The organism is Gracilibacillus halophilus YIM-C55.5, assembly GCF_000359605.1.
GTDB classification, from domain to species: Bacteria; Bacillota; Bacilli; order Bacillales; family Amphibacillaceae; genus Gracilibacillus; species Gracilibacillus halophilus.
Genome location: NZ_APML01000042.1, coordinates 23,775 through 41,386, shown reverse-complemented (window position 1 = coordinate 41,386; position 17,612 = coordinate 23,775). Strand labels below are relative to the sequence as shown.

Genomic DNA, 17,612 nt, shown 5'->3' with positions numbered 1-17,612 from the left:
ATTTGTAACCTTCTTTCCACTTACACGTCTACCTCAGTAAGAAAAGGAAAATGGAGGGAAATGAATGATGAGAAAATGGCTATTATTTTTTGTCGTCTCTTGTTTTATCGGTATAACGGCATGCTCTAATGCAGACTCTAACAAAGCAGATGAATCAACATCTGAGGATAGAGCCGCTGCGGAGAATGAACAATCAGGGTTTCAGGAAAGTAACAGTAGTAACTCGAATTCACAGGCATTAAATAACAATCAAATGGAGGAAGAAGCAGCATCAGACACAGAATCATCGAACACAGAAGAAATGAATGTGTCCGATCGAAAAATTGTCTATAATGCTTCACTGCAATTAGAAACCGAAAGCTATTCAGATACCGTTTCGTTTATTGAAGAACAAACCAATCAATCAAATGGTTATATCGTATCATCGAACTCGACATCGCATGAAGAAGATCAAAAACGAGGATCGATGACAGTACGTGTTCCATCTAATAAATTTCAGCCATTTTTACAAGTGATTGAAGATGGCGATATCCGTGTCGTTAATCAATCCACAAGTGGTGAGGATGTCACGGAGGAATACGTTGATTTAGAGAGTCGTCTTGAAGCAAAAAAGGTCGTCGAAGAACGATTACTAGCCTTCATGGAAGAAGCAGATGATACAGAGAATTTGCTTAACATTTCTTCTGACCTTGCAGATGTACAAGAGGAAATCGAACAGTTGACCGGAAAATTAAATTACTTAGATAATCAAGCATCTTATGCCACCGTCACCTTTTCAATTACGGAGAAAAATATTGAAGTAACCAATGTACAAGATGAATCATTAAGCACATGGGAAAGGACTAAAGAACAGTTCACAAAAAGTATTAATGCACTACTCTCTGGGGCATCAGGTATCTTCATCTTTTTTGTCGGTAACGCGCCCATCTTCTTGTTAATTATTTTTGTGGGAGGACTTGCTTACTGGATCATCCGTCGCCGATTGAAAAAATAACACATTAAAATCCCAGTAACCTCCTTTTCTATGGAGGACTGGGATTTTAACATGGATATCGATGATTTAGTAGTTTTCTAGTGCTGCTTCTGGTTTTTTCTTACGCACAAGTCCCATAATTCCAGCGATTACATAGAAAATACCTGCAAAGATAGCACCACCAAAAGTAATCACTGTCGTCAAAGCACCGACGATAATCAAAATGATGCTAGCCGGCTTTGGCTTATTATCACCTTTAAATAGTACCATTGCCACAATACCAAGCGCCACGCAAATTAACGAGCCAACAATTATGATTGTGCCACCAACACCCATAAATTGCATAAACAAATCTGGGTCAATGGTTTGACCACCTTCAATAGCCGGGTTATTTTGTAAAGATTGTTCAATAAACTCCTCATTATTTTGAAGTATTAAGAACATGACACCAAAAAATCCGAATAATCCATAAACAAATGCACCAATAATCGCAAGTACCACTTCTGCTGTTCTCTTCATTTTATACCTCTCCTTTTTTCGTCATTTAGTGTCCAGCTACATCTCGTTTCGTGAAAGCAAACCAAGATGCCAATAAAAACACCACATAGTAAGTCAGCAACACGATCACTGAAAAAGTAAGCGTCATTCCTTCAATCATCGGTTGACCTGGCCCGAAATATGGCTGTAAATCAATATTTGCAAATAAAATAAACTTCGCCCAATCGTATTCCGAAAGATATATTACAACCGAGGCCCCCGCAAACATAAGGAAAATTGTGAGTCCAATGGCCATGGCGCTATTACGAAACAATGAGGAAATCATAAATGCTAACGTAGCCATTATGACTAACTCTACCAAAATTAAACCATATTGTGAAAGGATTTCTTTGACAATATTCACTTGCTCCCATTCATTCCCACTCAATTGTACCATTGATGGAGATAAGCCATTAATACCAAATAGTAAAGAGCCTAAGATCATCGCAAAGAGGAACATGAATACAAACATAGATAACGTCGTGATCATAATCGTTATATATTTCGACAGCCAGATTTTCGTCCGCGATATCGGTCGAATGAATAATAATTTAATCGTTCCCCATCGAAATTCTCCAGCAATGAGTCCAGAAGCTATGATTACCATAAACAAACTAAGCATGAAACCTAGCATAGAGAATTCTGAAGTAAATGCCCAAGCATCATAAGGCTGTGGTTTAATATCTTGTTCTAAATAGTAATTATTCTTATTAATGGAATTCTCATGAATAGCAAATTCGCTTTCTTCCATCTCAGCTTGTAATTGCTCATTTTCAGCTTGCAATTCCGCTCGCCAATCATTACCATACCCTTCTGTATCTACATCACCGAAAATGGCGGTGATCATTCCAGCTAATATGATAATACTCGCAAGAATGATATACATCGACCAAGTAGAGAATCGTGAATAAAGTTTGACTTGTTCATTTTTTAGTAACGATAAAAAGTTAAGCAATGGTATTCTCTCCAATCACATCAAAGAATTTATCTTCTAAACTAGATGATTTCGTCGTCACTTCATACACATTCACTTGGTCTTGCACTAAACCTTTCACAATCTCTGGAATAGTTTCCTTGGTTACTGACATAGATAACTTATCATGATGAACAACTACCTCAAGTTCATGGTGTTTTTCGATAACCGCTTTGGCTTTATCTACTGGCTCTACTTCTAGCCATACTTCCACACGTTCGTCTTTTTCAGTTGAGTTTTGTACTTCTTCTACGGTAACAAGCTCACCATTTTTTATAATACTGATTCGGTCACACATCAGTTCAATTTCTGACAATAAGTGACTCGAAACGATCACAGCGACTTGTTCTTGTTCGGCTAACCGTCGAATATATTGTCTGATTTCACGAATCCCAGCTGGGTCTAATCCGTTCGTCGGTTCATCTAAAATTAATACGGATGGCCTATGTAATAACGCTTGCGCAATCCCCATCCGCTGACGCATACCTAATGAATATTTACCAACCTTCTCCTTCATTGCCTTTTCGAGACCGACTAACGAAACTACTTCACGTATCCGCTCATCCGTTATCCCATTCATCATGCGCGCATAATGTTTTAAATTTTTCCACCCATTCATAAATGGATACATTTCTGGATTTTCCACAATGGCGCCAACGTGTTGAATCGCTCCTTTGAAGTCGTTTTTTACACTGGTTCCATTAATCTTAACGTCTCCACTCGTAATTTTCATTAACCCGACCATCATACGAATCGTTGTCGTTTTCCCTGCGCCATTAGGACCTAAAAACCCAAACACTTCACCAGGATAAATTGAAAAGCTTAAATTCTTAATGATTTGCTTCTTACCAATACTTTTGTATAAATTGACCAACTCCATGGCTGGTTGCATAACTTCCACCTCCATTTTTTTATCCCCTTCTTATTACGTAGAAAAATATGGAGAAGTTTCATTTTTTGCTTGATTTTTTTATCATTTTCCATTACGATAAAATACATAACAACTTATGTCATAAAACTTTACATAAGTGGACGTAAAGTAGTTTAAGTACTACTATAGTTGTTATCTATCTTATTTGTTCTTTCTTTATTTTAGCGATTGCAGATGATGCAATCGCTCTTTTTTTATTCTTATGAGTACATTCTCTTCGCTGCATGATTCACTGATCCAATACCCTCGCCAAAATTAAGTGCATATTGAATGGCATACCATACATATGATTTGCTAATATCCACAGCTTCCGAGATTGTCTTTCCTTTCGCAAGTTCCGCCGCTAGACATGAAGCAAAACTACACCCCGCACCACTAGTGTGAATGGTATGTACCGGAGAAGAGTGAAACAGTTGCACTCGTTCACCATCGTATAATACATCAATGGCCTCATCCTCGATTCGACCACCTTTCACAATTACATAAGTCGAACCAAACTGGTATAGCGCTTTTGCATCTTCAATCAATTCTGCTTTTGTTTGAGACGGATGTTTATCTAACAATTTCGCCGCCTCATATCGATTCGGCGTCATAATGGTCGCTCTTGGCAGTAACAGTTGTTTCATCGTTTGAATTGCCTCATTTTCTAACAACTGCGACCCCATTTTTCCAATCATGACCGGATCGACGACGACATGAGGTACTGGATAATGATCGATTAGTTGAACAACCTTTTCGATAATGTCGGCCGAAAATAACATACCCGTTTTAATCGTATCGACGCCTACCATCTCCGTTGCCGCATAAAATTGTGCCTCAATCTCTTCTAATGGCCGTAGGAAAATGCCTTGCTCTGTTGTTTGGTTATTCGCCACGGTCGCCGTTATGACACTCATTCCGTAGACGTTACGTTCTTGAAATGTTTTTAAATCTGCTTGGATTCCAGCACTACCCTGACTGGCAGCACCAGCTATCGTTAATAAACGCTTCACGAACAACACCTCGATGTTAAATTACGATCAAAAACCAAATAATCATGATCAATTGAATAATGATTTTGGCGAATGTTCCACCTAAAAATCCTAACAATGAGCCAAAAGCGGCTCGAATGGCTTGATCGCTTGTTTTCTTCTGCAATAACTCAGTCACACAAACAAAAATGAAGGGAACAATAATAATCCCTACTGGCGGCATCATAAATGAGCCAATAATCACCCCTAGAGCCGCCATCCATTCCCCTTTTTTGCTGCCACCAAATTTTTTAACGAAATAACTATTCGCAATGATATCAGCCAAAATGACGATAACTGTTAATATGCCCATTGCTATCCAAAAGGACCAACCAATCGATGAAGTCGCTAATAAAAATTGGTAAATAAAAAACCCAATCCAAATAACGAGCACCGACGGAATAATAGGAAAGACGACACCGACAAAAGCAAGTACAAAACAAACAACAATCAATAGCCACCACAATATATCCATGCTTAACCTCCTATTTTGGATTCCAGTGCAATCACAATCAAACTTCCAAACAAGAAAAAGCACCTTGTGTGATGTGACAAGATGCTTCTGAATATTATTCCGCTAATTGGTCCGCAAAAGCCTTCACATATGGTGGTAAATCAGGCGGACGACGACTCGAGATGATGTGACCATCCGTAACAACGGCTTCATCACTCCACATTGCACCAGCATTCGTCATGTCATCTTTAATACCTGGCGTGCTCGTGACTTTCTTTCCACGTAAAATACCTGCTGAAATTAACACCCAGCCAGCATGACAAATTTGTCCGATCGGCTTTTGTGTTTCATTCATGTGGCGAACCATATCAAGAACTTCCGGATAGCGGCGTAATTTATCTGGTGCCCAGCCTCCTGGTACTAAAATCGCATCATAATCACTGGCTTGTATATCACCAAAAGCGTAATCCGATTCAGCTGGTACACCATATTTTCCGTCATACTTTTTGTTTGCTTCTTTGCCAACAAGATGAACGGTAGCACCTTCTTCTTGTAAACGTAGTATCGGGTACCACAATTCAAGATCTTCAAAATCTTCTTCGACTAAGGCAATCACTTTTTTATTCGATAGACGCAAGGATCATACCTCCTTCATTAGGTTATTCCTAGTGTATCAAATTACATTCCCTGATGAAAATACGATGCATGCCGCGCAAAAGCTTGTGTCGCTTGCATCGGTTTTTCTGACTGACTAATCGCAGAAATGATTGATACACCGTCAGCTCCTACCTTCATTAAAGGGATGACATCAGTCAGTTGTATTCCACCAATCGCCACAATGGGGATACTTGGTGCCACAGCACGAATCTGTTTAACTCCGCTAAGACCAATCGGGCGCTTGGCATCTTTTTTTGTATTTGTGCCAAAGATCGGACCTACACCAATATAATCCGCTCCATCTGCAACCGCCTTCTCTGCCTCAGATTGATTTGTCGCCGACACACCAACAATCCAATCTTCTGGGCACCGTTTCTTAATATCGGTGATTGACATATCATCTTGACCTACATGAACGCCATCTGCACCAATATCTAAAGCAAGCGATACATCATCATTAACGATAAAAGGCACGTTATAACGATGGCATAATTCCTTCATCTGTTGAGCTAATGTTACTTTCACATCGGCTTGTAAGGCATGATCACCTTTTTCCCGAAATTGGAATAGTGTCACACCACCTTGTAACGCTTCCTCTAAAACAATGAGCGGATCTCGATCAGTATTATTACTTCCTAAAATAAAATATACTTGTAGTAACTCTTTCATACATGATCACCTTGACCGATGAATTGCTTTGAAAGCCTTATATGCTTTTCGACATCTTGCCCAGACACTTGATGCAATTGGTCGAGTAACGCGATTTGAAATTGACCTGGATGTCGGGCTTGCTCAGTTGCGCGTTCTGCTGCTATTCCATAAAATCCAACTGCATTTGCTGCAGAAAATAGTGTTTGTTCAACTGCTAAGAATGATGCAATGACAGATGATAGTAAGCAACCTGACCCTGTCACTTTCGTCAGCATTGCATCTCCATTTGAGATAGTCATTTTTTCATGATCATCAATTAACACATCTGTTTCTCCAGTGATTGCCAATGGCACGTTCAATATCTCATATGCCTTGGAAGCTAGAGCTACGCCATCCACTCCTTCTGCACCATCAACACCTTTAACATCCATTGTAATACCAGCTAAACTTGCGACCTCTCCTGCATTGCCTCGAATCATTTGTATATCGACTTCATCTAAAATTCTTCGAGCAGATTCCGTTCGAAACGAAGTAGCACCAACACCTACTGGGTCTAACACGATGGGTGTGCCTGCGCGATTTGCAGCTTTTCCTGCTATAATCATCGCTTCAATTTGTTCAGCGGTTAATGTCCCAATATTCAATACGAGCGCATTCGCTACAGTAGCCATCTCTTCTACCTCTTCTTTCGCATGCGCCATGACGGGTGCAGCACCAAGTGCATATAAGCCATTCGCCGTAAAATTCATCACCACTTGATTCGTAATATGATGAACTAATGGCTGTTTTTTACGTACAGATTCAATCATGTAAAGACCTCCTTTGTCCAGGTACATCTAATAAGCGATAGCCCCAATGGTTCGTTGGTCCATTTCCTTTGCCCAATTCCAAAGAATATTCAATCGCATCGGTAATATATTGCTTCGCTAAAGCAACAGACTCTTTAACAGACTTTCCTTTTGCCAGCTCGGCTGTAATCACCGCAGAAAACGTGCAACCAGTGCCATGTGTGTGTTTCGTATCAATACGCTTTGACTTAAAATAGTCAAAAGAATTCCCATCATACAACACATCTAGCGCTTCACCATCTAAATGCCCGCCTTTGACAACAGCAGCACCCGCTCCTAATTCAGTAACAATCGTGTTTGCCGCCTTTTCAGCATCGTTCGTATGACGAATGGGAAAACCGACTAAAAACTCCGCTTCAGGCACGTTAGGGGTAACTACCGCCGATAATGGAAGCAATACGTCACGAACCATTGCACGAGAGGATTCTTCCATTAACGTATCACCACTTTTGGCTACCATTACTGGATCGATCACGTAAGGAACAGAGGAATGTTCAAGTTTACGAGCAAGCAATTCCATCATTTCAACCGTTGCGATCATTCCTGTTTTTATCGCCTGCGGATGAATATCTTCCCACACCGCATCGAATTGTTTTTCTATAAAATGGACTGGTAAATTCTCTACGTCTTTCACACCTAAAGTATTTTGTGCTACAACAGACGTAATCACACTCATTCCATAAACTTCTCTCTCCTGAAACGTTTTTAAATCGGCTTGGATACCAGCTCCTCCTGAAGGATCCGTTCCGGCAATTGTTAAAGCTGTCGGTATCGATTTCACTAGCGATCTCCCCTCTCTCAGAAATTGACTGTTTTAAAACAAAAAACCGCTTCACTTATTAAAAGTGGAGCGGTTGTCGCTACATAGATTAATGACTCATGGTCATGTGTAAACATGTACTATTCAACCTCCACTTTCCTCCGCTGGTATTAACCAGTTCAGGTTCAAAGGGACCAAGAATCAAATACTAATTCTTATCTCAGCCTTTTCGGCGCCCCTAGCGGACTATTTATCATTGTTATGTTCACTAAAACACGAATTTTGAGAAAAGTCAAAGAAAATCAGTCAATCATGCCAAATGTATCTAATGGCCAAATGCGGAATTTCACATCACCAATAATCGCTTCTTGGTCAATATAACCAAACTTTCGACTATCCTTGCTCACTCGTCGATTATCACCTAATACAAAATACTTTCCCTCTGGTACAACTTCGTGCTGTGTAACATCATCTAATTCAAAATCTCTTGTTAAAACTTGTCCCTCTGGAATATGACTTTTCAATTCTTGCAAATACGGTTCTTCATATGTCTCACCATTAATATAAAGTTGATCGTTTCTCATCTCAACACGATCACCTGGTACACCAATCACTCGTTTCACATAATTATCATTGGTATCTGGTGCCTTAAAAGCAATCTCATCAAAACGGTTAATTTCACTGATTTTACTTAAGATAATCCGATCGCCATCTTCTAAATTCGGCATCATCGATTCTCCTTTGACAATCGATGGGGTAATAAGAAATTGACGGCAGATAAGCACGATAATAAGCGCTACAGCAAGTGCTTTTAACCATGAAAAAAGTTCAGCTAAAAATTTATTCTTCATTCAGTTTCAGTCCTTATTATAGTGTCATTTTGCGGATTTCACTTTCATTTCTATTATGTTAATCTAATATGGGTATTCAGTATGTATATGTCGATGTCACTTACTTATTTTAACATATTATACGATGGATATGTCAGATAAAAATAAAGAAAATAGGGTGAAAATATATGGTAACAAGCAAGAAAACCACTCAACTTTCAATCTTTATATTTATTTTGGGGATTATCTTACTCGCTTTTAATTTACGACCAGCCATTACAGCTGTAGGTCCAATTATTGCAACCATTCGAGATGACTTAGCCCTCGACAACTGGAATGCCGGTCTTATTACTAGTCTCCCGTTACTTGCATTTAGTTTCATGTCACCGATTGCTCCGCGGATTGCGAATCGATTGGGAAATGAGCGAACATTATTATTTGGACTATTGATCCTCTTAGCTGGAATTGTGATTCGACTTGTTACGAGCTTGTTCTTTCTTTACATGGGAACAATTTTTGCAGGAATTGGAATCGCGATTATCAATGTGATTTTGCCGAGTTTAATCAAGGCTAATTTCCCTAACAAAATCGGCTTGATGACAGGTATGTACACAACGAGTATGTCTATTCTTGCTGCCACAGCTTCTGGCCTTAGCGTTCCTTTGACGAATTTGTTTCATCATCATTGGGAATGGTCACTCGGTAGTTGGGGACTGTTAACCGTTCTTGGAATTATTGTATGGACGATAGCTATGAGATATGCTCCTGCCAAAAATGACGTTACATTATTTGAACCAAGTGCAAAGAAAATGTTCTGTTCAAAAGTTGCATGGCAAGTGACGTTATTTATGGGATTACAGTCATTTTTATTTTACGTGACGATCTCTTGGCTGCCCGAAATCTTACAAGCAGATGGTTTTTCAGCGAACACAGCTGGGTGGTTTGTTGCTTATATGCAATTTATTAGCCTTCCAGCTACGTTTATCACACCGATTATTGCTGGTAAATTACCGAATCAACAACCTGTCGTCTTCGTCTTCGGATTGGTAGGAGTGATCGGATATACAGGCTTACTTTTTTCACACGGTTGGCTTATCACAGTGATTTTAGTAACATTGATCGGTTTTACGTTAGGTGCCAGCATCAGTCTCGCTTTAGCATTGTTAGGATTACGCACAACAAATGCACGACAAGCCGCAGAATTATCCGGCATGGCTCAATCATTCGGCTATTTACTGGCTTCAGTTGGCCCTATGTTGATCGGCTTTTTGTTTGATATAACATCAACTTGGCAATCTTCCATTGTGACGATTATTTTCATTACCTGCACAATGACTCTTTTTGGACTTGCTGCTGGCAGAAATAAATATGTAATCCATTCGTAACGTCATCATATTTTCAATCTCTTTTCATAGAATGAATGGAAGAGTATAATGAATATTGTAGGTTATAGAAGGGGGATGATGCATTGAAACGAAACATTGTCCTTCTCGTTTTGATTACGAGTATTTTTTCTTTTCATCTGTTGTCAGAAAATCATATGATACAGGCCAATCCTATTGATCACTCTGTCATGGAGTTATCTATAGGCAATGAAAACTTAACGACAGATGGCGACGGAAAAGATACAGGAGATGTCTTGAACGAGTTTCTGACTGGATTATCGTTTGTTAGTTTATGTTTATCTTCACTTTTTCTAACGTTTATACCCATTATATATCGTTATCTCGTCCCTATTTTTTATCAGTCGAGTTATCTCATTTCACCTTCTTATTCTTAGAAAAATAATAGAATAAGGAGGGAGAAGCTTATGTTATGGATTCGAATGATTATGATTGGCATGTTTTCGGCTACAGCATCAGTCTATCTATTTTTCAAGGCATAGAACTATTCCACGCATTTACTGATTATTTCCACAATAAACAATCATGACGAATAGCCATGAAAAAAGCACACCGAAATATTCGGTGTGCTTTTTATCGCTTTATACTGCTTTTGGTTTTAATTCAACTTCAATATTTCCTCTTGTCGCTTTGGAGTATGGGCAGAAGTCGTGTGCATCATTTGCTAGTTCTTCCGCTTCTTCTTGAGAAACGCCCTTAATTTCGATATTTAAAACAACGCCAAGTTTAAAGCCATTGTCGCTCTCGTCTTTGATCAAGCTTACTTCAGCTGTTGTTGTTGATTCGATGTCTTTCTTTTTCTTAGATGCCATTAAATTTAGCGCGCCATCATAGCAAGCTGAATAGCCTGCAGCAAACAGTTGCTCTGGGTTCGAACCAGATTCTTTGCTGGCACCATCAACTAAGTTTACATCAACCAATCCGTCATCTGACTTTACATGACCTTCGCGGCCACCTTGTGCAGTTGCTTTCGATGTGAAAATTACGTTGCTCATGAAATCCACTCCTTTTTCCTAAATATAAACCTATTTGTGACTCTATATTATATTCTATCAATACTATTCCTTTTCTTCCAAATAATTAAACCTCATTTAGGTAAAAATAATTCTACGTTCTGCTACAAACAGATTGCTTTACACATGTATCAATTCTTGCCATATTTAAATAGGACGTTATTTTAATGAAAATAGGAGGTTTTCTCATGGAGAACTTTGCTTTTTATAATCCAACGAAACTCTACTTTGGTTCGGATCAAATTGAACAATTAAAACATGAAATTGAACAATATGGACAAAATATTTTGATGGTCTATGGTGGCGGAAGCATCAAGCGGAATGGATTGTATGATGAAGTCACTAACATCTTAAAAGACGCTGGTAAACATATTTTTGAATTAAGCGGTGTGGAACCAAATCCGCGTGTGACAACTGCACGTAAAGGAATTGAGCTATGCAAAAGTGAGAATATTGACTTTATTTTAGCCGTAGGTGGTGGTAGTACGATTGATTGTACGAAGGCCATTGCAGCCGGTGCCGTAACAGATGCTGATATTTGGGACATTGTAACGAAAAAAGAACAAGCAACTGGTTCTTTACCATTTGGCACGATCTTAACACTTGCGGCCACTGGATCAGAAATGAACGCTGGATCGGTAATCACAAATTGGGAAACAAAAGAAAAACATGGATGGGGCAGTCCTTACTCCTTCCCAGCTTTCTCAATTTTAGATCCAGCTTATACAAAATCAGTGCCTGAACACCAAACGGTTTACGGCATGGTCGATATTATGTCTCATGCGCTCGAACATTATTTCCATCATGAAGAAAATACTTTATTACAAGACCGCATGGTAGAAGGAATACTGCAAACCGTTATTGAAACAGCACCAAAACTACTCGAAGATTTAGAAAACGAAACACACCGTGCTACGATTCTTTACAACGGAACAATGGCTTTAAATGGCATGGTGAATATGGGATATAAAGGCGATTGGGCGACACATAACCTTGAACATGCCGTATCAGCCGTACATGACATCCCTCACGGCGGCGGTTTAGCCATCCTATTCCCACATTGGATGGAATATGCCATCGATGAAAACGTGGATCGTTTTAAACAACTAGCTGTTCGCGTGTTTGATGTGGATACAGAAGGAAAATCAGATAAAGAAATCGGCCTTGAAGGTATTCAAAAACTTCGCGATTTTTGGAACAGTCTTGGTGCGCCTTCATCACTCGGCGATTATGACATCACAGAAGATTCCATTCCTGAAATGGCAGACCGAACCGTGATCGCCAGAGACCAATTTGGCAACTTTAAGTCCTTGAATCGAGAGGATGCCGTCGCTATTTATCAAAAAGCACTTTAAATTGAGCATTCAAATCAAAAGCCTTTACAAGACTCCGAATCGATCTTGTAAAGGCTTTTGTTATTTGTCTTCGTCTTTCTTCTTTTCCTCTTCGTTCTGTTCATCTGGGTGTGGATCCACCGTCTGGTTAAAACTATAACCTTTATTTATTGTAAATAATGTGGCTCCTAACACAAAAATGATTACAGCAAGACAAACGATAAAAATGACCCACATACGAATCACACCTCAATTCTCTTCGGGTATTTTTGGTATTCGAATCGGACGAACATCCTCATCCACTGCTTTCTTTGCTTCTGGATAATAATCGAGTACAGATTGCACATACAAAATATCACCATAACAAGCTCGGTACGGTTCTGCTTCTTCGCGAATGCAACTGTAGTTTCCCGTATCTTTCACATCTTGATATTTTTCCTGAGAAAATGCAATGGCTAATTCTTTTGTATAATTCCCACCACGTTCTTGAACATAATCAATAAAACCAGCGCCAAAATTGTACGATTGTAAGGTTAATAGTACATCTTCATTTGTTTTCTCAAGTACGTTAACAAAATAACGAACGCCTTGTTCAATGGATAATGAAGGATCATCTATACAACCGACTTCCCCACAATAACTTTCAGACGCTTGCATCGGATCATTTCCTCTACCGGCCGATTCCTGCATCATGAGTGCCAAAATTACACCCGTATACTCCTCGCGATCATAACTTTTTAATGCCGCTTGCACATCTTCTTTATATTGCAAGACATTCTCCGTTAACCGCTTTTCATCTGGCATGATTGTCGTTTGCCATTGATGATGATAGAACCAAACAATCAATACGAGCACACCAGCTATAAGTACACCGATCTTGATGATGGTAAAAATCACATCTAACCCTTTCGTTTGCTTCTTCCGCAATCGGAACATTCCCCTTTAAATGATATCTGCCCGAACCTTGTAACGAATATAGCATAACATAGACTAACCCTTTTATCATTTCGTATACAACACATAACTACATTCATCGATATCATCTTTTGAAACAAGGGACAGTTCCGCTTTACGTAAATATAAAATCGGTGCTCATACACCGATTAAACTGGGATATTCTATAAAGGAGCGATCGAGATGCAAGCACATGAGCATACGAAGAAAAAAGTAAAAAAAACAAGAAGAAAGAAATCCTGCGGTTGTGGTAAAAAAGCGAAGTTACGAGAGCTAAGTTAATACCTAGAGAAAATAACCGACCATGACCTCGATGATGGAAGCAACAGCGGCAATCGCAAGTACCAATATAATAGGAAGAAAAATGACTGGAACATAATAAAAACCAGCTAATAGTAATAGCGACATCCACATCCCAAAGCACCAGTGGCATGTCAACAGTTCTCCAACCCAGCGCTTCCATCCTTTTTCTCTTACATATATCGTCTCTTCGATACTTCCGTCAGCTAGTGTTTGTTCTTCTACTTCAATAAATGGCGTACGAATGAAAGCCGTAATTTTATCGTAAAGCACTAGCCGTGTCAGTCGAAACGTAGCTAGACACAATAATACAAACGAAAACACCGGTATCACGTCACCACTCCCTCTCTCATCATTTATTTTATGAAAGAGAGATGAAAAACATGCTGATGTTTGACTCTTTATATCTTTTCAGTATAGCCTATGTTCGCCGTAAAACAGGGCGCTGATGTTGCCATGATACATCTACATCTTTTTCAAAAAATTGACTCAATCGTTTCGCATGTATCATTTCCTCACGCTGCCCTTTAGCAAACACTTTCCCATTCTTTAATAATAATATCTTATGATAGATCGGAATCACTTCTTCCACGTGATGCGTTACAAATATAACTGCCGGAGCTTGTTCACTGTTCGCAATCCGTTCCATCGCTTCTAGTAGTTCTTCCCTTGCAATAAAATCTAACCCGTTTGTTGGCTCATCCAATATTAATAATTTTGGATCTCCCATTAAAGCCCTTGCAATCAATGTTCGTTGCTTCTCACCCTGTGATAAAGTTCGAAAGGGACGATTCCCATATTCCCAACAACCGAGTTCTTTTAACAAGTCTTGCGCCCGATTTCTCATTTCATCTGTCGGTGTCTGATATAAGCCAATCGATGAGAAGCCACCACTCAACACCACATGATAAGCGGTGTCTGATCCACTCATTCGTTCCTTTAATGACGCTGAAACAAACCCAATTTGTTGCCGTAAACGTTCACCTAATACATCACGGCCAAATTTTTTATCAACCACTTCCACTTCACCTGTGGTTGGGAAATAATACGCATTAAGCATATGTAATAATGCAGATTTGCCTGCACCATTTAATCCTAATAACGCCCAATGCTCTCCATGATGTATCTTCCAATTGATATCGCGTAATAACCAATTGCCATCCTTTTTTAAGCTAACATTTTCTAGATTTACGATCATAAGCGTCACCCCTCGTTCATAGTATACCTTTTTTCTATAATAAGAAAAAAGGAACAAATTTTCATTTATGTATTGAAAATGATTCTCATTATCATTATAATAAAGATAGCACATAACGATGTGCACCAAAGCATTCCCTATTCTCTATCTTTTGTTACCCCCAATCAACAAAAGTAGAATCTTTCATGAGAGAGAAGTCGACTTCTCTCTCTATTTTTTGTGATATCTAATGGCAGATCAAAGGAAGCTTTCACTATATGCTTAGCAAAAGTCTTCTTTTCTTTTTCACAAATTTTATTTAAAATTATTATAAATAAATATTGATTTTTATAAAACTTGTATTATAATAGCAGATGTAGGATTTTTAAGAGAAAACTACATGTAAAGGAGAGGTGCATTGTAAATGAGTAATGAAAAAAAATATTTGACCACCGCATCTGGCGCTCCAGTTGGGGATAACCAAAACTCAATTACAGCCGGTCAACGTGGCCCAACATTAATTCAAGACGTACATTTATTAGAAAAATTAGCTCACTTTAACCGCGAGCGTGTACCAGAGCGTGTTGTTCACGCGAAAGGTGCGGGTGCTCATGGTTATTTTGAAGTAACAAACGACGTATCAAAATATACAAAAGCAGATTTTCTTTCTGAAGTTGGAAAACAAACACCAATGTTCATTCGCTTCTCTACTGTTGCTGGTGAATTAGGTTCTGCCGATACGGTACGTGACCCTCGCGGTTTTGCCGTGAAGTTCTATACAGATGAAGGAAATTACGATTTAGTCGGAAATAACACGCCTGTATTCTTTATTCGTGATGCGATTAAGTTCCCAGACTTTATCCATACACAAAAGCGTAATCCGCAAACTCATTTGAAAGATAAAAACGCCGTATGGGATTTCTGGAGTCTATCACCAGAGTCATTACATCAAATTACTTGGTTACACTCTGATCGTGGTATTCCAGCTACATTACGCCATACAAATGGTTACGGAAGTCACACCTTTAAATGGGTGAACAAAGACGGCGAAGAATTTTATGTCAAATATCATTTCAAAACAGATCAAGGCATTAAAAACTTAGATCCGAAAGTAGCTGATGAATTAGCTGGTACAAATCCAGATTATCATACCGAAGATCTATTTAACGCAATTGAAGAGGGCAACTATCCTTCTTGGACATTAAAAGTACAAATTATGCCAAAAGAAGAGGCGAAAGATTATCGTTACGATCCATTCGACGTAACAAAAGTTTGGCCACATGCTGATTACCCATTAATTGAAGTCGGTAAAATGGTATTAAACAAAAACCCTGAGAACTATTTCGCTGAAGTTGAACAAGCTGCATTCTCACCTGCTCACTTTGTTCCTGGTATTGAAGCATCTCCAGACAAGATGTTACAAGGTCGCTTGTTCTCTTATTCTGATGCACACCGTTATCGTATCGGTGCCAATCATGAATCGCTACCGATTAACCGCCCAGTATCACCGGTTAACAATTATCAGCGCGATGGTTTCATGAGTCATGACAGTAATGGTGGAAGTGCCATCAACTATGAGCCAAATAGTTATGATGAAGCACCGAAAGAAACACCAGAAAACAAAACAACACCATTTGAGGTAGAAGGCTTCGCTGACAGTGTACCTTATGACAGTGATGACCATTATTCTCAGCCAAGAGCACTGTTCCGTGACGTTATGGATGATGGTGAGCGTGATCGCCTCATGCAAAACTTTGCTGACCATATGAGTGCTGTTACGCGCGAAGGCATCATTGAACGTCAACTTGAAAACTTCTATCACGTAGCCCCTGAACTAGCAGAAGGTGTGGCTAAAAAATTAGGTGTAGAAGTTCCAGCTCATCTGAAAAAATAACCTTTATTATGAACCCGAGTGTCCTTTATCGCACGCTCGGGTTTTTTATATTTTCATTTATAAAGTTTGAAATATTCTATAATTTGATAATACTTACATTTCACTGATGAGATGACTAGGTAAAATATACAGGCAAATTTTGCTCATTTGAAAGAATACCTAACAATATCGAAGGATTTATAATCTGCTCTCTATTGTTTGTCTCTCAGCATAACTGAGCGACAATAAAACAGATTAATCAAGCTAAAAGCGGTTTGCGGTTCTTGTCTGTTTTATTTATTATTATAAATGTGCTCATAATCATGAGAAACGTAATAGAAATCGCTTCATCATTGTATATAAATACAACTATTACGGTTCAAACGAGAAAGGAGACAAACGTGATTACTACGAAAAACAACGATTCGCCAACCGAAGATGTTGTTTTGTCACATCCGACGAAGGAAGACGGAGCAGGTATGTGGGAACTAGTGATGGAATCAACGCTAGATACCAACTCTCCATACAAGTACATCTTACTTAGTGAATACTTTCAAGATACTTGTGTGGTGGCAAAACAAAATAACAAAGTGGTTGGGTTTATTACCGCTTTTATCCCTCCCCAAAAACCCAATACAGTTTTCGTATGGCAAGTAGGCGTCGATGCCTCACAACGAGGGAAAGGCATCGCATCAAAAATGTTAAACTATTTGCTCGAAAGTCATGCATGCAAAAACGTCAACTATTGTGAGGCCACGATTACACCTTCAAATCGTGCATCTCAGTCATTATTCCAGAAATTAGCACGAGATTATGATACAGACTTTACATCCGCTGAATTTTTTACCGAGGATGTTTTTCCAGGTGAAGGACATGAAGAGGAATTATTATTCACCATTGGACCACTGAATAAGTAAAGAAAGAACAAGTAAGT

General features: G+C 39.0%; 21 protein-coding genes and 1 riboswitch. Of the genes, 6 read left to right on the top strand and 15 right to left on the bottom strand.

Translation table 11 applies throughout. From position 1 onward, the window contains the following. Positions 1-64 precede the first annotated feature (64 nt). Complete coding sequence (locus J416_RS10170) at positions 65-994, top strand: DUF4349 domain-containing protein (protein WP_003470172.1); 930 nt, start codon at positions 65-67, stop codon at positions 992-994. Positions 995-1,060: 66 nt separating this feature from the next. On the opposite strand, the gene J416_RS10165 is transcribed toward J416_RS10170, so the two are convergent. The 10 genes from J416_RS10165 to lepB form a co-directional block, all read right to left on the bottom strand. After that, positions 1,061-1,492, bottom strand: coding sequence for a DUF4064 domain-containing protein (locus J416_RS10165; RefSeq protein ID WP_003470170.1), 432 nt, complete (start codon positions 1,490-1,492; stop codon positions 1,061-1,063). A 25-nt stretch (positions 1,493-1,517) separates the two neighbouring features. Continuing rightward, positions 1,518-2,465 (bottom strand): ABC transporter permease, encoded by a 948-nt coding sequence (locus J416_RS10160; RefSeq protein ID WP_003470141.1) that lies wholly within the window; start codon positions 2,463-2,465, stop codon positions 1,518-1,520. Beyond that, positions 2,458-3,390 (bottom strand): ABC transporter ATP-binding protein, encoded by a 933-nt coding sequence (locus J416_RS10155; protein ID WP_003470139.1) that lies wholly within the window; start codon positions 3,388-3,390, stop codon positions 2,458-2,460. Before J416_RS10155 ends, J416_RS10160 begins: the two co-directional genes overlap by 8 nt. A 224-nt stretch (positions 3,391-3,614) precedes the next feature. Continuing rightward, a complete protein-coding gene (gene thiD, locus J416_RS10150) occupies positions 3,615-4,406 on the bottom strand; it encodes a bifunctional hydroxymethylpyrimidine kinase/phosphomethylpyrimidine kinase (RefSeq protein ID WP_003470136.1) in 792 nt (263 codons plus the stop codon). A 16-nt stretch (positions 4,407-4,422) separates the two neighbouring features. Beyond that, positions 4,423-4,899: a DUF456 domain-containing protein gene (locus tag J416_RS10145; RefSeq protein WP_003470133.1), complete on the bottom strand. Its 477-nt coding sequence runs from the start codon at positions 4,897-4,899 to the stop codon at positions 4,423-4,425. A 94-nt stretch (positions 4,900-4,993) separates the two neighbouring features. Further along, entirely contained in the window at positions 4,994-5,515 is a 522-nt protein-coding gene (locus tag J416_RS10140; protein ID WP_003470131.1) for a type 1 glutamine amidotransferase domain-containing protein, read from the bottom strand. Positions 5,516-5,556: 41 nt separating this feature from the next. Further along, positions 5,557-6,204, bottom strand: a complete 648-nt coding sequence (gene thiE / locus J416_RS10135; RefSeq protein ID WP_003470128.1) for a thiamine phosphate synthase — start codon at positions 6,202-6,204, stop codon at positions 5,557-5,559. Beyond that, entirely contained in the window at positions 6,201-6,995 is a 795-nt protein-coding gene (thiM, locus tag J416_RS10130; RefSeq protein WP_003470125.1) for a hydroxyethylthiazole kinase, read from the bottom strand. Before thiM ends, thiE begins: the two co-directional genes overlap by 4 nt. After that, positions 6,988-7,815 (bottom strand): bifunctional hydroxymethylpyrimidine kinase/phosphomethylpyrimidine kinase, encoded by an 828-nt coding sequence (gene thiD, locus J416_RS10125; protein WP_003470123.1) that lies wholly within the window; start codon positions 7,813-7,815, stop codon positions 6,988-6,990. The genes thiM and thiD (J416_RS10125) overlap by 8 nt, the downstream gene beginning before the upstream one ends. Before the next feature lie 118 nt (positions 7,816-7,933). Further along, positions 7,934-8,044, bottom strand: a riboswitch (TPP riboswitch). Between the two features lie 52 nt (positions 8,045-8,096). Further along, positions 8,097-8,645 carry a signal peptidase I gene (gene lepB / locus J416_RS10120; protein ID WP_003470121.1) on the bottom strand — a complete coding sequence of 183 codons (549 nt, stop codon included), beginning with the start codon at positions 8,643-8,645 and terminating at the stop codon, positions 8,097-8,099. Positions 8,646-8,812: 167 nt separating this feature from the next. Here lepB and J416_RS10115 point away from each other — a divergent pair, with 167 nt between their 5' ends. Continuing rightward, a complete protein-coding gene (locus J416_RS10115; RefSeq protein ID WP_003470119.1) occupies positions 8,813-10,009 on the top strand; it encodes a CynX/NimT family MFS transporter in 1,197 nt (398 codons plus the stop codon). Between the two features lie 83 nt (positions 10,010-10,092). Next, positions 10,093-10,404, top strand: a complete 312-nt coding sequence (locus J416_RS10110; RefSeq protein ID WP_003470117.1) for a hypothetical protein — start codon at positions 10,093-10,095, stop codon at positions 10,402-10,404. Between the two features lie 204 nt (positions 10,405-10,608). Here the strand turns inward: J416_RS10110 and J416_RS10105 are convergent, their stop codons facing one another. Next, entirely contained in the window at positions 10,609-11,022 is a 414-nt protein-coding gene (locus J416_RS10105; protein WP_003470115.1) for an organic hydroperoxide resistance protein, read from the bottom strand. A gap of 206 nt (positions 11,023-11,228) precedes the next feature. Here J416_RS10105 and J416_RS10100 point away from each other — a divergent pair, with 206 nt between their 5' ends. Then, a complete protein-coding gene (locus J416_RS10100) occupies positions 11,229-12,395 on the top strand; it encodes an iron-containing alcohol dehydrogenase (protein WP_003470113.1) in 1,167 nt (388 codons plus the stop codon). A gap of 60 nt (positions 12,396-12,455) precedes the next feature. Here J416_RS10100 and ytzI read toward each other — a convergent pair whose 3' ends face one another. The 4 genes from ytzI to J416_RS10085 form a co-directional block, all read right to left on the bottom strand. Next, positions 12,456-12,611, bottom strand: a complete 156-nt coding sequence (ytzI, locus tag J416_RS15795) for a YtzI protein (RefSeq protein ID WP_003470111.1) — start codon at positions 12,609-12,611, stop codon at positions 12,456-12,458. A 12-nt stretch (positions 12,612-12,623) separates the two neighbouring features. Then, positions 12,624-13,310, bottom strand: a complete 687-nt coding sequence (locus tag J416_RS10095) for a lysozyme family protein (protein ID WP_040513352.1) — start codon at positions 13,308-13,310, stop codon at positions 12,624-12,626. 303 nt (positions 13,311-13,613) lie between these two features. Beyond that, a complete protein-coding gene (locus J416_RS10090; RefSeq protein ID WP_003470098.1) occupies positions 13,614-13,961 on the bottom strand; it encodes a DUF1360 domain-containing protein in 348 nt (115 codons plus the stop codon). 88 nt (positions 13,962-14,049) lie between these two features. Beyond that, positions 14,050-14,826, bottom strand: coding sequence for an ABC transporter ATP-binding protein (locus J416_RS10085; protein ID WP_003470097.1), 777 nt, complete (start codon positions 14,824-14,826; stop codon positions 14,050-14,052). Between the two features lie 403 nt (positions 14,827-15,229). On the opposite strand from J416_RS10085, the gene J416_RS10080 reads away from it, so the two are divergent. Beyond that, positions 15,230-16,699 (top strand): catalase, encoded by a 1,470-nt coding sequence (locus J416_RS10080; RefSeq protein ID WP_003470096.1) that lies wholly within the window; start codon positions 15,230-15,232, stop codon positions 16,697-16,699. A 380-nt stretch (positions 16,700-17,079) separates the two neighbouring features. Beyond that, the gene (gene ectA, locus J416_RS10075; RefSeq protein ID WP_003470094.1) at positions 17,080-17,595 is read left to right on the top strand and encodes a diaminobutyrate acetyltransferase; all 516 of its coding nucleotides are present in this window, start codon (positions 17,080-17,082) and stop codon (positions 17,593-17,595) included. The last annotated feature ends 17 nt before the right edge of the window (positions 17,596-17,612 follow it).

Excerpts from the sequence above, each read along its gene's own strand:
- J416_RS10155 (WP_003470139.1), bottom strand. The coding sequence starts at position 3,390 with ATGGAGGTGGAAGTTATGCAACCAGCCATGGAGTTGGTCAATTTATAC.
- thiE (WP_003470128.1), bottom strand. The coding sequence starts at position 6,204 with ATGAAAGAGTTACTACAAGTATATTTTATTTTAGGAAGTAATAATACT.
- thiM (WP_003470125.1), bottom strand. The coding sequence starts at position 6,995 with ATGATTGAATCTGTACGTAAAAAACAGCCATTAGTTCATCATATTACG.
- J416_RS10095 (WP_040513352.1), bottom strand. The coding sequence starts at position 13,310 with ATGTTCCGATTGCGGAAGAAGCAAACGAAAGGGTTAGATGTGATTTTT.
- ytzI (WP_003470111.1), bottom strand. The coding sequence starts at position 12,611 with ATGTGGGTCATTTTTATCGTTTGTCTTGCTGTAATCATTTTTGTGTTA.
- J416_RS10145 (WP_003470133.1), bottom strand. The coding sequence starts at position 4,899 with ATGGATATATTGTGGTGGCTATTGATTGTTGTTTGTTTTGTACTTGCT.
- J416_RS10105 (WP_003470115.1), bottom strand. The coding sequence starts at position 11,022 with ATGAGCAACGTAATTTTCACATCGAAAGCAACTGCACAAGGTGGCCGC.
- lepB (WP_003470121.1), bottom strand. The coding sequence starts at position 8,645 with ATGAAGAATAAATTTTTAGCTGAACTTTTTTCATGGTTAAAAGCACTT.
- J416_RS10170 (WP_003470172.1), top strand. The coding sequence starts at position 65 with ATGATGAGAAAATGGCTATTATTTTTTGTCGTCTCTTGTTTTATCGGT.
- J416_RS10115 (WP_003470119.1), top strand. The coding sequence starts at position 8,813 with ATGGTAACAAGCAAGAAAACCACTCAACTTTCAATCTTTATATTTATT.
- J416_RS10165 (WP_003470170.1), bottom strand. The coding sequence starts at position 1,492 with ATGAAGAGAACAGCAGAAGTGGTACTTGCGATTATTGGTGCATTTGTT.
- J416_RS10080 (WP_003470096.1), top strand. The coding sequence starts at position 15,230 with ATGAGTAATGAAAAAAAATATTTGACCACCGCATCTGGCGCTCCAGTT.
- J416_RS10100 (WP_003470113.1), top strand. The coding sequence starts at position 11,229 with ATGGAGAACTTTGCTTTTTATAATCCAACGAAACTCTACTTTGGTTCG.
- J416_RS10085 (WP_003470097.1), bottom strand. The coding sequence starts at position 14,826 with ATGATCGTAAATCTAGAAAATGTTAGCTTAAAAAAGGATGGCAATTGG.